The organism is Treponema sp. (genome assembly GCF_045657965.1).
Taxonomy (GTDB): Bacteria; Spirochaetota; Spirochaetia; order Treponematales; family Treponemataceae; genus Treponema_D.
Window position 1 is genome coordinate 1 of record NZ_JAZOUG010000216.1, and the last position, 15,374, is coordinate 15,374.

13 protein-coding genes and 1 pseudogene are annotated in these 15,374 nt (G+C 39.1%); 9 read left to right on the plus strand and 5 right to left on the minus strand.

Features of this window, described 5'->3' with window-relative positions; all coding sequences use genetic code 11:
• Positions 1-770, plus strand: a 770-nt coding sequence (locus ACKI5B_RS07920) for a GGDEF domain-containing protein (RefSeq protein ID WP_407427528.1), incomplete at its 5' end; no start/stop codon positions are given.
• On the opposite strand, the gene ACKI5B_RS07925 is transcribed toward ACKI5B_RS07920, so the two are convergent.
• From ACKI5B_RS07925 to ACKI5B_RS07945, 5 genes are all read right to left on the minus strand, one after another.
• Positions 767-1,339 carry a tetratricopeptide repeat protein gene (locus ACKI5B_RS07925; RefSeq protein WP_407427530.1) on the minus strand — a complete coding sequence of 191 codons (573 nt, stop codon included), beginning with the start codon at positions 1,337-1,339 and terminating at the stop codon, positions 767-769. The genes ACKI5B_RS07920 and ACKI5B_RS07925 overlap by 4 nt on opposite strands.
• A gap of 87 nt (positions 1,340-1,426) precedes the next feature.
• Positions 1,427-2,290, minus strand: a complete 864-nt coding sequence (locus tag ACKI5B_RS07930; RefSeq protein WP_407427532.1) for a lipoprotein — start codon at positions 2,288-2,290, stop codon at positions 1,427-1,429.
• Positions 2,277-5,483, minus strand: a complete 3,207-nt coding sequence (gene ileS / locus ACKI5B_RS07935; RefSeq protein WP_407427534.1) for an isoleucine--tRNA ligase — start codon at positions 5,481-5,483, stop codon at positions 2,277-2,279. Before ileS ends, ACKI5B_RS07930 begins: the two co-directional genes overlap by 14 nt.
• A 147-nt stretch (positions 5,484-5,630) precedes the next feature.
• The gene (tyrS, locus tag ACKI5B_RS07940) at positions 5,631-6,875 is read right to left on the minus strand and encodes a tyrosine--tRNA ligase (protein WP_407427536.1); all 1,245 of its coding nucleotides are present in this window, start codon (positions 6,873-6,875) and stop codon (positions 5,631-5,633) included.
• 55 nt (positions 6,876-6,930) lie between these two features.
• Positions 6,931-7,560: a septal ring lytic transglycosylase RlpA family protein gene (locus tag ACKI5B_RS07945; protein ID WP_407427538.1), complete on the minus strand. Its 630-nt coding sequence runs from the start codon at positions 7,558-7,560 to the stop codon at positions 6,931-6,933.
• Between the two features lie 87 nt (positions 7,561-7,647).
• Between ACKI5B_RS07945 and ACKI5B_RS07950 the strand changes: the two genes are divergently transcribed.
• The 8 genes and pseudogenes from ACKI5B_RS07950 to ACKI5B_RS07985 all read left to right on the plus strand — a co-directional run.
• Complete coding sequence (locus ACKI5B_RS07950; protein WP_407427540.1) at positions 7,648-9,156, plus strand: FTR1 family iron permease; 1,509 nt, start codon at positions 7,648-7,650, stop codon at positions 9,154-9,156.
• A 36-nt stretch (positions 9,157-9,192) separates the two neighbouring features.
• Positions 9,193-9,825, plus strand: coding sequence for an iron transporter (locus tag ACKI5B_RS07955; protein ID WP_407427542.1), 633 nt, complete (start codon positions 9,193-9,195; stop codon positions 9,823-9,825).
• A gap of 189 nt (positions 9,826-10,014) precedes the next feature.
• On the plus strand, positions 10,015-11,277 hold the full coding sequence (locus ACKI5B_RS07960) for a Fe-S-containing protein (RefSeq protein ID WP_407427544.1): 1,263 nt from the start codon (positions 10,015-10,017) through the stop codon (positions 11,275-11,277).
• Positions 11,278-11,289: 12 nt separating this feature from the next.
• Positions 11,290-12,546, plus strand: a complete 1,257-nt coding sequence (locus tag ACKI5B_RS07965) for an ABC transporter permease (RefSeq protein ID WP_407427546.1) — start codon at positions 11,290-11,292, stop codon at positions 12,544-12,546.
• A 1-nt stretch (position 12,547) separates the two neighbouring features.
• Positions 12,548-13,681, plus strand: a complete 1,134-nt coding sequence (locus ACKI5B_RS07970; protein WP_407427548.1) for an ABC transporter permease — start codon at positions 12,548-12,550, stop codon at positions 13,679-13,681.
• An 11-nt stretch (positions 13,682-13,692) separates the two neighbouring features.
• Entirely contained in the window at positions 13,693-14,358 is a 666-nt protein-coding gene (locus tag ACKI5B_RS07975) for an ABC transporter ATP-binding protein (protein WP_407427550.1), read from the plus strand.
• Positions 14,359-14,377: 19 nt separating this feature from the next.
• On the plus strand, positions 14,378-14,794 hold the full coding sequence (locus ACKI5B_RS07980) for a DUF4418 family protein (RefSeq protein WP_407427552.1): 417 nt from the start codon (positions 14,378-14,380) through the stop codon (positions 14,792-14,794).
• Positions 14,791-15,374 (plus strand): annotated as a pseudogene (locus ACKI5B_RS07985) (hypothetical protein); the annotation flags it as partial. The gene ACKI5B_RS07980 and the pseudogene ACKI5B_RS07985, both read left to right, overlap by 4 nt.

Consider the following 15,374-nt stretch of genomic DNA (forward strand, 5'->3'; position numbering starts at 1 on the left):
AAGAATCAGAAAATTTTGAAGAATCACAAAATGAAACTGATAACTTTACAGAAACAGAAACAGAAACAGAAACAGAAACAGAAGCACAGCCGGAAGAAAATGAAGAAGTTGATATAATTGATTTATTCGAAAAGGAAAATCAACAGCTCTCAGAAAACCAGGACGGAATTAAAGATAATCAGACTGAAATTCAGCAGGAACTTCAGTCTGATAAAACAGAAGAAACATATGTAATTCCATCAACAGAAGAAAACATGGAAATTTCTGAGACTGAAGAAGACAGAAACATTTCACCGCTTACAGGAATTTATTATCAGAACTGTCTTGAAGAAAAGCTTGAAAATGCAGTAACCACATCTAAAAATAATGAAACAAGCCTTATTCTAGCAAAAATTAATGGTTTAGACCGTGGTAATTCTCTTTCACAAAAATCAATTGCTATAATGCAGCAAATTTTTGGAATTGATGCATTATTATTTGAATATAAAGCTGACTGTTACGCAATCATACTTTCAGATATTGATTTAAATTCTGCTGTCGAATCATCAGAAAAATTATATGAAAATTTATCAGATTACCTGAAAGACAATAATTCTACAAATGAAGTTTCGATTGGTATATCATCAGTAAACGGCAGAATCGTAAAAGCAGAACAGGTTATTCTTGAAGCAGATCAGGCTCTTTTGCATGCCACAGAAGATCCAGATTCACCGATTATAGCATTCAGAGCAAATCCGGACAAATATAAAGAGTATATGAACGAAAACTAAAGCTGTTTATCTTCAGGCTTTGTCTTATCAGTGTTTTGATTTTCTTTAAAATCTTTCCTGCTGGCATCAAAATTATCTACAATCTCGGATAACTTCTGGGCAAAACCTGTTATCTGCTTATTGTCAGGAAATTTTTCTTTTAAGACAAAAAAACTCTCTTCCGCATCTTCACCACGGCCTACATTGATTAACAAAGCAACATAATTTTCCAGAATACTTTCATCAAATGGATTATCTTCAAGTAATTTTCTGTATTTTAAAATTGCATCATCAATGTTTCCATTCATTGCAGTAATATATGCAAGAGAAGTCTTAAGCATTACATTATCAGGATCAAGTGAAAGAAGATATTCATATGATTCAGCTGCATTCTTCCAGTCTTTTGAAAGAGCATAACATCTTGCCAATTTGTAATACGAAGTAAGATATAAATCTTTATTTCGCATTGCAAGTTTATAATATTCAGCAGCTTTGGTATAATTTTTAATTTCAAGATATCCTTCTGCAACAGTATAATATTCAACTGCCAGATTTTTTAAAATAATTCTTGACTCTCCTGGAATTCTCAAACCTGAGGAAGCACAAGCGGTTAATAAAAAACAAAAGAGAAAAAATATATTTGAAAGTGAAAAAAAAATTTTTATTTTTTTCATATTTTATCTGATTAAAGAAAGTACCTCTTTTTTTGAAAGAGTTATATCAGTTATTGTAATCTGCTGGGAAGCGGTCTGTACTATTTTTGCAGGAATAGGGAACAATGCAAGTTTTAATGCTGCACAGGCTGCTTTTACTGTCCTTGAATCAGAAAGCCCGATTATTATTTTTAAGCCAAATTCTTTACCGTTACTTAATGGAGTAAGAACAGCATAAATAGAGTCAACAGGAGCTTTGACATCTGCACCGATAAATGCTTTTATAAAAGCCTTAGGAACAGGAGCATAAATCATGATATCTGAAGAAATTTTTTCATGCAGAAACTGATAAGCTTTTTCCGTCACAGCAGATGATTGAATATTTATATTCTCAAAATTCTGCTGAGAATATGCAATTTCATTAAATTTCTGAACCATAGGTTCAATATAATGAGATATAAAAGCGTTGGAAGAAGACGGCATACATAACTGATATAAAGTCTGCTGATGAGTATAAACCGTCTGGTTATCTATTACATTTACTTTCCAGCCGTTTTTTTCATTTAAGGCCATTCCTACAAAATTTGTCGGAATTTTTCCACTTGCAGAAAGTTTAATTTCTGAATCTGCTGATATTTCTATATATGCTATATCCAGCCGTTCAGTAATTTTTTCCGCATCCTTTTCTTCGGTCTTTGCAATCTTTTGAATTGCACTTGAAACAAATTCACTGTTTGATTTTACCGGAACTGTAAGATACATAACTCCTTCACCGTCCAGAAGCTCAAAAGCATCTACGGGATTAAGATCGGGAGTTGATTTACATGAAAAAAAAGCGCTCACCCCCAGAGCGAGGGCAAGTGCTTTTAATATATTAAGCTTTTTCAATAGAAATGCTCCATGTTTTGTCGTCAGCTTCTACTGAAGAAGATTTATCGAGTTTGTCTTTCCATTCCTGAACGACAGCTAAAGTTTCGCCTGAAACAAAGTCCTTGAATTTTGCAAATGCGTCCTTTAAGTCGGCATCGCCTGAAACAAGGAGTTTGATGCGGTCGGTAACTTCAAAGCCGCTTTCTTTGCGAAGGTTCTGAATTCCACGGATAAGGTCACGCACATAGCCTTCTTTTTTGAGCTCGTCTGTGACTTTAGTGTCAAGACCGACTGTAAGAGTACCATCATTTACAACTTTGAGATCTTCTTTTTCGATTCGCTCAACGATGATTTTTTCGGTATTCAAGTCTACGCTCTGGCCGTCTATATCTAGAGTAACTTTTGTTCCGCCTAAGATTTCAGCGATTGCTTCGTTTTTAAGTTCAGCAATTTTTGAAGCTGCTGCCTTCATTTTGGCACCGAGTTCTTTTCCTAAAACCTTGAAGTTTGCCTTTGCCTTGTAACTTACAAGCTCATCTTCCCTCTCGTGGAAAATAACTTCTTTTACGTTAAGCTCTTCACGGATTGTATCAATCATGCTTTCAAGGACACTGCGTTCTTCGGCATTGCGTGTTACAAGCTGAGCAGAAGCCAAAGGCTGGCGGTTTTTGAGGTTGAACTGATTGCGCAAACTTCGTCCCATCGAAACTGCCTTTTGAACAGTGTCCATGCGGAATTCCAGCTTTTCGTCGCGTAGAGAAGCATTATATACAGGGAAATCAGCCAGGTGGACTGACTCTGCGTCTTTTTCTGTGCGGAGGTTCTGCCACATGCTTTCTGTGATGAACGGAATGAACGGAGCTGCAACAAGTGAGAATGACTTTAATGCATAGTAAAGCGACTCGTATGCTTCTGATTTGTCGTTGTCGTTCTCGCTCTTCCAGAATCGGCGGCGGCTTCGGCGGATATACCAGTTGTTGAGCTGATCGATAAAGTTGATTAAAGGATCGATTGCAGTTGAAAGATCGTAATCGTCAAGGGCTTCTGTAACATCCTTAATCATTTTCTGTGTGATTGAGACAATCCATGCATCCAGAGGATTAGATGGCTTAAGGCCTTCAAAAACGCTTCCTTTTGCTGTGTAGCCGTCGATATTTGCGTAAGTTACGAAGAATGAATATCCGCTCCAGAGAGGAATGAGAATATTTTTAAGGACTTCGCGAACACCGTTATCTGAATAGCGCAAATCATCTGCTTTAACAACAGCTGAGTGAGTAAGGAACAGGCGGAGTGCGTCTGCACCGAACATGTTGATTGCTTCTACAGGGTCAGTGTAATTTTTGAGAGATTTACTCATTTTGCGGCCGTCTTCGGCAAGAACAAGACCGTTTACGATACAGTTTTTGAAAGCAGGCTTATCGAAAAGTTCTGCTGCAAGAATTGTAAGGGTATAGAACCATCCTCGTGTCTGATCCAGGCCTTCAGAAATAAAGTCTGCCGGGAAGTGCTTTTCAAAGTATTCTTTGTTTTCAAACGGATAGTGCTGCTGAGCGTACGGCATACTTCCTGATTCAAACCAGCAGTCAAAGACTTCTGGGATTCGGTGCATTGTTCCGCCGCATTTACACTTAATCGTGACTTTATCAACGAACTGCTTGTGAAGGTCGTCCAAATCTACGCCGCTCTTTTCTTTGAGCTCTGCGCGGCTTCCGATACAGATTTTTTCGCCGCAGTCGTCACATCTCCAGATAGGAATCGGGTTTCCCCAGTAGCGGTTTCGGCTGATTGCCCAGTCACGGCTTCCTGCAAGCCATTTTCCGAAGCGGCCTTCCTTAATGTGTGCAGGCTGCCATTTAATCTGGCTGTTAGCACGCAGAAGAGTGTCGTGATTTTCTGCAACTTTTACAAACCAAGAACCGATTCCGCGGTAAATAAGAGGAGAGCCGCATCGCCAGCAGTGCGGGTACTGGTGGTTTACAGTTTCGCGTTTTACGAGTTTACCTTCTTTTTTGAGGCGGTCCATGATGTCTTTGTCGGCATCTTTTACGAAAACGCCTGCATAATCTGAAACTTCTTTTGTAAAGCGGCATTCAGCATCGATTGGCTCAACGAATGGAACGCCAGAACCTGCGAATACTTTAGAGTCGTGTTCACCAAAGGCCGGAGCGATATGAACAATACCAGTACCGTCTTCAGTTGAAACATAGTCAGCATTAAAAAGGCGGAATGCACCTTTTTTACAGGTCTGACCGCTAATCTTTTCACATTCAGAAGCGTCTTTAAGATTTTCAAAATACGGGAAAAGAGGCTCATATTCAGCATCGATAAACTCTGCACCCTTGTGACGCCAGATAATTTCGTAATCTTCTGCATTTTTGTAGTAAGAAGAAAGGCGCGCTTCGGCTAAGATGTAGTAGTCGCCTGAAGATTTGTCGAGAATTTTTACATAATCAATTTCCGGTCCCATACAAAGACCAAGGTTTGAAGGAAGAGTCCACGGGGTTGTAGTCCATGCAAGGAAATATGTTTTTCCGTTGGTAAGGTCAGGGTCATTGAAGGCAGCAGGTGTTTTTGTAACCTTGAAGCGGATTGTAACTGCCGGATCCTGCTTTTCTTTGTAGCCCTGGGCAAGTTCATGAGTTGAAAGAACTGTAGCACAGCGCGGACAGTACGGAAGAATGTATTTTCCTTCGTAGATAAGGCCTTTATCCCAGAGTGATTTTGCGACCCACCAGATTGTTTCCATGAAGTCAGGATTCATGGTTTTGTAGTCGTTGTCAAAATCAACCCAGCGACCCATACGGGTAATGGTTTTGCGCCACTCTGAAGTGTATTTAAGAACTGAAGCACGGCATTTGTCGTTGAAATTTGCAACACCGTATTCTTCGATTTCGTGTTTTGAGTTAATTCCAAGCTCTTTTTCGATTAAGTTTTCTACAGGAAGACCATGGCAGTCCCAGCCGAAACGTCGCTCGACTTTTTTGCCCTTCATGGTCTGATAACGCGGAATAATATCCTTAATGGTAGAAGGAATAAAGTGACCGAAATGAGGAAGACCTGTTGCAAACGGAGGTCCGTCAAAAAAAGTGAATTCTTCACAGCCTTCACGCTGGTCAAGTGATTTTTTGAAAGTGTCGTTTTTCTTCCAAAAATCCAAGATTTCTTCTTCCTGCTTAGGGAAGTCAACTTTCGCATCAACTGACTTATACAAAATGAGCCTCGATTATGTAATTTTTGGGATAAATTATAGTAAATTTTTAGAGAATAATCTACTGTGAAAAAATAGATTTTTATAAACTGAAAAAGAACAAAAAAAAAGCTTCGTGAAACTTATAAATCACGAAGCTTACTGCAGTTTTTATTTAAAAATCACACGGCAGAATTTCTTTTTTCCTGCACGAAGAACAAATTCACCGTCTTTATCAAGATTTCCGGCAGTAACTTTGAGCGTAGGATCTGAAAGACTTTCACCGTTAAGCGATGCACCGTTACCCTGAATCAGCCTTCTTGCTTCACCGTTTGACGAAGCAAGTTTTGCATTTACAAAAAGTGTTAAGATTCCGATACCTGCGTCAAGTTCTGATTTTGAAAGTTCTATTGTAGGCATCTGGGTTTTATCACCTTCACCACCGAAAGCAGCTTTTGCACCTGCAAGAGCAGAATCTGCCTTTTCTTTACCATGTATTTCTTTGGTTACTTCGTATGCAAGTCTTTCCTTTGCTGCATTGATATTTCCTGAACAGATTTCTTTAATTTCAGAAATTTCAAGAAAAGTAAAGAGTTTAAAGAATTTTTCTACATCAGGATCAGCAACATTACGCCAGTACTGGAAAAAGTCATATACACTTGTCAGTGATTCATCAAGAAAAATTGCACCTTTTTCAGTCTTACCCATTTTTTTGCCGTCACTTCGAGTGATAAGCGGAAATGTAAGCCCGTAAACAGTGTGTTTTTCATTAAGTTCTTCTGTACCACCAAGTTTTCTGCGGATGAGATCAACACCGGCAGTAATATTTCCCCACTGATCATCACCGCCAATCTGAAGCTGAACATTATGCTTTTCATGAAGACGCAGAAAGTCATAACTCTGTAAAAGCTGATAGTTGAATTCTATAAAGGAAAGTCCCCGTTCCAGCCGCTGCTTGTATGCTTCATATGAAAGCATTTTATTCACACTGAAACACGAACCTATTTCACGCAGAAAATCGATATAATTCAAATCTGCAAGCCAGTTTTTGTTATTGTCTGAAAAAGCAGTTTTGCCGTCAAAACCGATAAAACGGTCAAGCTGAGCTTTGATTGTTTCAACATTCCGGTCAATCTGTTCATAAGAAATCATTTTGCGCATTTCAGTTTTACCGGATGGATCGCCGATTCTTGCAGTACCGCCGCCAATCAGGGCAATACCAATGTGTCCCTCTTTTCGTAAATGGCGGAGTGCAAAAAACGGAACCATATGTCCAATATGAAGAGAAGGACCTGTAGGATCACATCCGACATAAAAAGCGACAGGTCCTTTATCCATTAAGTCAGAAAGTCCCTGTTCATCCGTACACTGCGCGAAAAACCCGCGTTCTTTTAATATTTCAAGAGCTTTATTCATTATAAATTCCTTTTTGATTAATTTTACTTAAAATTTATATTCTGTTCAATTTGTTTTACGAATTCTTCTTAACAATAAAATCCGAATATCCGTTTTCGCGAAGTTTGTTTTCAACAGTCTGTAAAGACGCTGCAGGAACTTTTTTTAAAACAACTCTTGTTACTGATGAAGTTTTCTGAAAGTAAACATTTTCAAAGCCATTTTTTAAGAGATTTTGTGCTGTTCTGTTTGCATTTTCATAGCTTGAAAAAGATGCTACCTGTACATCCCAGAATCTGGTTAAACCGTCTTGTTTTACAGTATCTGAATTTACGGCTGTTTTGACATTATTTGAAATAATTTCAATTTTAACAGTGGCAGTTCCTGTTTTTATCATATCAAGTTTCTGGGCTGCAGCTTTTGAAACATCAATTTCTCTGTTTTTTACAAAAGGTCCTCTGTCATTCACACGTACATCTACTGTTTTATTATTTTTAAGATTTGTAACCCGAAGGACTGTGCCAAAAGGAAGAGTTTTGTGTGCACAGGTCATTGCATACATATTAAAAACTTCTCCGTTTGCGGTTTTACGGCCATGATATTTATCTGCGTAATAAGAAGCCTGCACACCAGACTTATATGCAGAAGCAAAAATAAAAGACGAAATCAACATTAAAACTGATAAAAAATAAAATTTTCTGTTCATATTTTAATTATCGGTAGAAATTCAATTTTTCATTCACCTATTGCACAAATAATTAGATTGTGCTAACTTCTATCACATGAGGCTATTATGCGTAAGACAATTCTAGCATTTGTTATCACTTTCAGCGTTTTGTTTGTTGTATCTGCCGAATCTAAATCATGGAAATCAGTTGCAACCGAAATGCAGGCTATTATCGATGATGCTTACAATATTTATGTATCAGGAAATGCTGATGCAGGTTATGAGCGTGTAAACGATGCCTACTTTGGCCACTATGAGGTAGATGGTTTTGAACGTAATACACAGAGCCGTATTGGCGGAAGCCGCGCCGGTAATGTTGAAGTTCAGTTCAGCCGTATAAAAAGCGCCATGCGTTCTGCAAAGTCTAACGAAGAAGTGCGTAAAGAATGTGACACTTTAATTTCAATGCTTTTTGAAGATGCCGAAAAGCTCGATCCTCCAAAAATGTCATGGAATGAACTTGCAAAGGTTCTCGAAAACGAGTTCAGTGAAGCGGCTTCAATGTATTCAGACGGAAAAGTAGTTACGGCAGAGCCTAAATTCCGCAAAGCATATGCGCGATACTACGGAAAATCAAAATTTCAGGAAAATGTTGCAAAATCTCTTGGAAACGAAAGAGATGCTCAGATCGTAAATCTTTACAATAAAACAAAATCAATGATTCTGGAAAAGGAATCAAAGCCTGAAGTTGCAGCGTCAATCATAGAACTTTCTGATGTAATTTCAAAAACAGCTGTAGATTTAACTAAAAAACAGGGGCGCGCTCAGTGGTGGGCAACCGTTGTTGCTTCTCTTTTAATTCTTCTGCGTGAAGGATTTGAAGCAATTCTTATCGTTGGTGCAATCATCGCATACCTCAGAAAAAGCGGCAACGAAAACAATCTTGGCTCAGTCTACAAAGGTTCAGTTATTGGTATTTTGGCTTCAATCGTAATGGCTTTAATTTTAATTGGTCTTACAAAATTCGGCTTTGAAAGCGGTCAGGGACAGGAAGTTGTTGAAGGCATTACAATGTTCATCGCTGTAGCAGTTCTTTTCTACACTTCAAACTGGATGATTTCAAAAGCTTCTTCAAAAGCGTGGTCAAACTACCTTCAGGGAAAAATCCAGACTTCTGTAGATAAACGAAGCATGTTCTCTCTTGCTTTCACCTGTTTCCTTGCTGTTTTCCGCGAAGGTGCCGAAGTAATTCTTTTCTATCAGGCAATGTTCTCAGGTTCAGATACAAACGGAACAGTTTCAGCAGTAATTCTCGGAATGATTATAGCTGTGGTCCTTCTCGTATTTGTTTACAAAGCAATTATTATAACCGGCAAAAAGCTCCCTCTCAAACCGTTCTTCTATGCAACTTCGATTCTCATGTTTGTAATGGTTGTTTCATTTGTCGGCGGTGGTATCAGCGAATTTGTTGATGCTGCATGGATTACACCAAAGCTCATAGACGGTGTTCCGACAATATCATTGCTCGGTATTTATCCGTACGCAGAGAGCCTGATTGCACAGGGAATTGCAATTGTAGTAATTCTGGGCAGTTTGTGCGTGGGAAAAATTCTTTCTGGTAAGAAAGAAAAATAAATAGTGCAAAAAAAAACATATAGGAGTGTTTTTATTATGAAAAAGACAATGTCTTTGATTCTCGCAGGTGCTGCAATGGCATTTGCATTTATGGGTTGCAATGAAAAAGCAACTTCACAGGCTAACTCTTCAGCTGCTGCAGAAGCTGTTGAAGAAGATGAAGGCGGATTCGTTGAGCACGATATCGGCGATGAACAGCAGGCAGGATTTCTCGCTGTTAACGGTGTTTACTTCCAGGCTGTTGATATGAAATCAGGCGAAGGCAACACTCAGAAAGGTGCAGACTTTACAATGCACATCGAAGCTGACATCGCTGCTATGGAAAACGACCTCGGTTTCGTTGTTGACCAGTTCGTTCCAGGTCTTACAGTAGACTACGAAGTTATTGATCAGTCTTCTGGAAACGTTGCTGTAAAAGGTACATTCATGCAGATGAACGCTTCTGACGGTCCTCACTATGGTGCAAACATCAACCTGAACCAGGCAGGAACATACACAGCACGCTTTATCATTCACAGCCCTGCTGAAAACAACTACTTCATCCACACAGACGAAGATACAAAACCGGGTTCAGATCTCCAGAAATACTGGCCAAACGACAAACCTCTCTCAGTTGAGTTCAAAGACTGGGTATTCGACGGAAAGAAAGTTCAGCCAGAATACAACTAATTTGGTTAAATTTCGAGTTATTTAACCTTTTCATAAAAGCAAATCTGACTCCCAGCAGGAACACGTCAACAAACACCGCTGTGAGCAAACCTCAGGCGGTTTTGTGCCGTAACCCTGCTTCCGTCAGATTTGTCTTTGTTTACAAGCTAAAAACCCGAATTTTTCCGCTAACATACATTAATAAGTCATATGTCTAAAAATCTTTTTGAAACAGTCCAGTCTCTTTTTATTCCGTTTTTAATGACGGGTTTTGTTTTTTCTCAGGTAAAAACTCTTAACTCTGATAAAGTAAAATCTATTTTTTATAAAGCTGCACTTTTTCTTGCTGCTGTAATTCTTGCAGTTTCATTTCTGCGCGAAAAACGTCTTATAAAATACAATCAGATAAATAACATCTATCTTCTTGTAACATCAGTTATTTCTGGTCTTTGTTATGCAGTCCTTAACTGGTTGTATTCTGTAAGGCGATTAAAAACATCTGCCTTCATTTATGCTTTAGATTTGAGCGGTGTAATTTTTGTAACGTGCCTTCTGCTTTATTCAATTCCTCCGGTTTTTTCACTGCCGTTCCATTTCCTTGGAATGTATGACACATATTTTTCAACAATGTATCTTGCAAAATTTACCGGCTATCTTGCAGGCTGGCTTTTATGTTTTTTATGCGCCTCCTCACTTTATAAAATTCTTTCACGCTCTTCTCAAAAGGTAAACGCACTTATTTTTACACTGCTCTATTTAATTTCAGGCTTTATATCTTTTGTTGCAGTAACAGGAATAATCAATTCGTACTACAGACGTAAAATTAAGATTCCTTCTGGTCTTCGTAAATCGTTACCGCAGCTTATAACTGCAGAAAACGTAATTTTCTTTTTTGCGATTATTGTAATTATTGCCCTTTCCGTCGGATTTTTCATTTACTTTACAAAAATTCACGGGGAATACAGCAATCCGGCAGAACACAGAAAGTTAAAAGCCTTTGCACGTAATAACCGTCGTCTTGCAGTATTTACAGTATTTTTGAGTCTGCTCGTCTGGACAGACATGACAGTTATTAAAAAAATTGCCAATACAATAGCAGAGCTTTCACCTTCTGAAAACTTTCAGCTCGAAGGAAACGAAATTTACATTCCTCTTGAGCAGATTTCTGACGGACATCTGCACCGCTTTACATGGACAAACGATGCAGGTAAAGGAATCAGATTTATTGTGGTTCAGAAAAAAGGCATGAGCTTTGGAGTCGGTTTTGATGCCTGCGATGTCTGTGGAGATGTCGGCTACTATGAACGTAAAGACGAAGTTGTCTGCAACCGCTGTGACGTTGTTATGAATAAAAGCACAATCGGCTTAAAAGGCGGCTGTAATCCGGTTCCGCTTGCTTCAAGAATTGAAAACGGTGGGCTTATCATTTTAACAGATGATTTACAGAAAGAAGCTTATCGTTTTAAGAACTAGAGGTTGATACAGATGTTTATTCGTATGGTATTCCGCGCTTTAGTGCGCCAATGGAAAAAAATGCTGATGATAGCATTTACAATTGCACTTGGTTCTTCACTTGCAACTGCGATGCTTAATGTAATGTTTGATGTCGGCGATAAAGTAAATCAGGAGCTCAAAACTTACGGTGCAAATATCCGCGTAGTTCCCCAGAGTGCTGGTATTATGAGCGATATGTACGGTATTTCAGGCGACTCTTATCTAAAAGAAGAAGAACTTGGCAGAATCAAGACAATTTTCTGGGCTTTCAATATTGTCGATTTTACTCCGTACATCGAAGGAAAAAAACTGTTAAATGAAAATGAAGAAATTAATATAAAAGGAACATGGTTTAATCACCATCTTTCACTGCCAACAGGTGAAGAGCTTGATACAGGAATGCAGGCAATGAAAAAATGGTGGACAGTTCAGGGCGAATGGCTTTCTGATGATGACGAAAACTGCGTTATGATTGGCTTTGAACTTGCAAAAAAACACTCCATCAAAACAGGTTCTTCCATTCAAATTGACTCTCAGAATTTTATCGTAAAAGGAATTTTCGATTCTGGAAGCGAAGATGACAGTCTGATTTACATGAACCTTCATGCAGCTCAGAAGATTTTTCAAAGGGAAGGTCTTATTTCTTCTATCGAAGTTTCTGCCCTTACAACTCCGGATAATGATCTTGCCAGAAAAGCTGCTCAGGATCCGTCTGCATTAAATCAGATGGACTGGGATACATGGTACTGCACGGCATATGTAAGTTCCATCTGCTATCAGCTTCAGGAAGTAATTTCAAATTCTGTAGCAAAGGCTGTCCGTCAGGTTGCTGAAAGCGAAGGTGCGATTTTGAATAAAACTCAGCTATTAATGCTGTTGATTACAATTTTAAGTCTGATTGGTTCAGCACTCGGTATTTCCAATCTTGTTACGGCAAGTGTTATGGAAAGAAGCAAAGAAATCGGTCTGTTAAAAGCAATCGGTGCTTACGATGGTCCTGTTTCGGCCTTAATTCTTACTGAAATTTTTATTACCGCTGTTATAGGCGGAGTTTTCGGATACTTTGCAGGTCTCGGTTTTGCACAAGTTATCGGTCAGTCAGTTTTTGATTCATCAATTACTGTAAAAATTACAGTAATTCCACTGGTTGCAATTCTGATTTTTGTCGTAACACTTGCAGGCTCACTTCCTTCAATCCGACTTTTGCTTTCACTGAAGCCTGCTGAAGTTCTCCACGGAGGGTACTAATATGACACGACAGAGAATGTACTTTAAAATGATAACAAGCTCTCTTATGCGCCGCCGTTCCCGCATGATTGTAGCTCTTCTGGCAGTTGCAATCGGCTCTACGATTTTGAGCGGACTTGTTACAATTTATTATGATGTTCCCCGTCAGATGGGACAGGAATTCCGCTCTTACGGAGCAAATCTTCTTCTGGTTTCTTCAGGAACAGAAAACCTTAAGACAGAAAATGTAAATTACGCGAAGGACCTCATTCCTTCCGGAAAACTTGTCGGTCTGACGCCTTTCCGCTACGAAACAATAAAAATCAACAATCAGCCGTTTCTAGCAGCAGGTACGGATTTTCAGATGATTCGTAAAACTTCTCCATACTGGCTTGTTTCAGGAAAATATCCGGAAAGCGCTGCAGAAATTCTAGCAGGTCAGACTGTTGCAAACGGCACTGCCCTTTCTGCCGGCGGAAAAATTGCAGTAACAGGAGTTGATTCAAACGGAAAAGCCTTCAGCCAGACATTCACAGTTTCCGGAATTTTACAGACTGGCGGAAACGAAGAAGAATGTATTTACATGAATCTTTCAAAGCTTGAAGAACTGATGAAAGATTTTGGAACCATCGATATTGCAGAATGTTCTGTAAGTGCAACAGGAAGCGAACTTGAATCAATTTCAAAGACAATTTCTGAAAATGTTTCCGGCATAAATGCAAAACTGGTAAAACGTCTTGCAAAATCAGAAGGCACTGTCCTTAAAAAGCTTCAGTCTCTTGTCTACATTGTAACACTTGTAGTTCTGATTTTAACAATGGTCTGCGTTGCAACAACAATGATGGCTGTCGTTGCCGAGCGGCGTAAGGAAATCGGTCTTAAGAAATCTCTCGGCGCTTCAAATCAGAGCATCGTTGTTGAATTTTTAGGCGAAGGACTTTTCTTAGGAGCACTCGGCGGCATTCTGGGTGTCATTCTTGGATTCGGTTTCGCACAGGCGGTAAGCATAAATGTTTTTGCAAGAAGCATTTCTTTTCAGCCGCTTTTAATTCCTGTAACAATTATTGTAAGCGTTGCAGTTACAGGCCTTGCCTGTCTTATACCGGTAAAAAGCGCAACTGAAGTTGACCCGGCACTTGTACTAAAAGGAGAATAGGAGATAAACATATGGCATTATTGGAATTAAAAGACATTTCTAAAATATATTCAGGCGGAACAGTAAAGGCTTTGAACAACGTCAGCCTTACTGTCGAAAAAGGCGAATGGGTTGCAATTATGGGCCCTTCTGGAAGCGGTAAAAGCACAATGATGAACATTATCGGCTGTATGGATAAGCCTTCGCTTGGTCAGGTAATTCTTGACGGAAAAGACATTGCACACGAAAGCGCAAAAAGCCTTACCGAAATCCGCCGCGACAAAATCGGCCTTATCTTCCAGCAGTTTCATCTTGTAAATTACTTAACTGCTCTTGAAAATGTAATGGTTGCCCAGTATTACCACTCAATGCCGGACGAAAAAGAAGCCATTGAAGCTTTAGAGAGGGTCGGTCTTTCTCAGCGTGCACACCACCTTCCAAGCCAGCTTTCAGGTGGCGAACAGCAGCGTGTATGTATTGCCCGCGCATTAATCAATCATCCGCAGCTTATTCTGGCCGACGAACCTACAGGAAATCTCGATGAAGCAAACGAAAACATGGTAATCGACATTTTTAAACAGCTGCATGCGGAAGGAAGAACAATTATTGTTGTAACCCATGCTCCTGAAGTTGCTTCATTTGCACAGCGTACAATCGTACTGGAGCACGGAAAATACGCCCGCGAAATTAAAAATTAATTACCTTAAGGAGTTTTTTATGAAAAAAATATCTGTTTCAGATGTAATTTTACTGATTTTATCATTGATTTTAACTTTCGGTTCACATTTTGCTTTTCATGCATGCTCACCAAAACCGGACGGCTCTTGGATGGTCTGCCACTGGGCAGAAAGAGTAATAACAGCTCTGGGGATTGTTTTTACAGTTTTGTCTGCATCAAGATTTTTCTTTGAGCCTGAAACCAAATCTGGTATTTCTCTTTCAATTCTGACACTTTCGGTTGTAACAGCTTTCATTCCAGGAATAATCGTAAATTTGTGCTTGATGAAAGAAATGCACTGTCACACAGTTATGCGGCCTGCTGTTATCGTTATTTCTATTTTAATTGCACTTATTTCACTTGTTGATTTTATTTTAAGTCATTTAAAACAACATAATCAGAAGGATAATAAATGAAATTTTCATCACTTCCTGTATTAAACCTGCTCGGCAAAAAAGGACGGACTTCTGCTCTGTTTATTTTTGCAATGATACTCGGTTTTTCTATTTTTGGCGGCGCTATGATTCTTTTAAGTCTTAAAAACGGACTTCATTCACTTGAAATGCGTCTCGGAGCAGATATTGTTGTCGTTCCATATGAAGCCAGAACAAAAGTAAGCGCCGACACAATTTTAAATCAGGGTAACCGTACCTATTCTTATATGCCAAGATCAAACCTGAAAAAAATTGCAGAAATTGAAGGAATCGATAAAATCTCCCCGCAGATTTATATGTGTTCAATGAATGCAGGCTGCTGCTCTGTTTCTCTTCAGCTGATTGGCTTTGATCCTGAAACAGATTTTACAATCCAGCCGTGGGTAAGACAGTCTTTTTCCGGTACATTAGGAGACGGTGACATTTTGATTGGAAGCAAAGTATCTCTTACAGAAAGCAGAAAATTAAAATTTTTCGACAGACTCTGGAATATTGCAGCCCAGCTTGAGGAAACCGGTACAGGTCTTGATAACGCAATTTTTGCAAACATCAGCACAATCAA

Coding starts and splice junctions, on each gene's coding strand:
- tyrS (WP_407427536.1), bottom strand. CDS start 6,875: ATGAATAAAGCTCTTGAAATATTAAAAGAACGCGGGTTTTTCGCGCAG.
- ACKI5B_RS07945 (WP_407427538.1), bottom strand. CDS start 7,560: ATGAACAGAAAATTTTATTTTTTATCAGTTTTAATGTTGATTTCGTCT.
- ACKI5B_RS07950 (WP_407427540.1), top strand. CDS start 7,648: ATGCGTAAGACAATTCTAGCATTTGTTATCACTTTCAGCGTTTTGTTT.
- ACKI5B_RS07955 (WP_407427542.1), top strand. CDS start 9,193: ATGAAAAAGACAATGTCTTTGATTCTCGCAGGTGCTGCAATGGCATTT.
- ACKI5B_RS07960 (WP_407427544.1), top strand. CDS start 10,015: ATGTCTAAAAATCTTTTTGAAACAGTCCAGTCTCTTTTTATTCCGTTT.
- ACKI5B_RS07965 (WP_407427546.1), top strand. CDS start 11,290: ATGTTTATTCGTATGGTATTCCGCGCTTTAGTGCGCCAATGGAAAAAA.
- ACKI5B_RS07970 (WP_407427548.1), top strand. CDS start 12,548: ATGACACGACAGAGAATGTACTTTAAAATGATAACAAGCTCTCTTATG.
- ACKI5B_RS07975 (WP_407427550.1), top strand. CDS start 13,693: ATGGCATTATTGGAATTAAAAGACATTTCTAAAATATATTCAGGCGGA.
- ACKI5B_RS07980 (WP_407427552.1), top strand. CDS start 14,378: ATGAAAAAAATATCTGTTTCAGATGTAATTTTACTGATTTTATCATTG.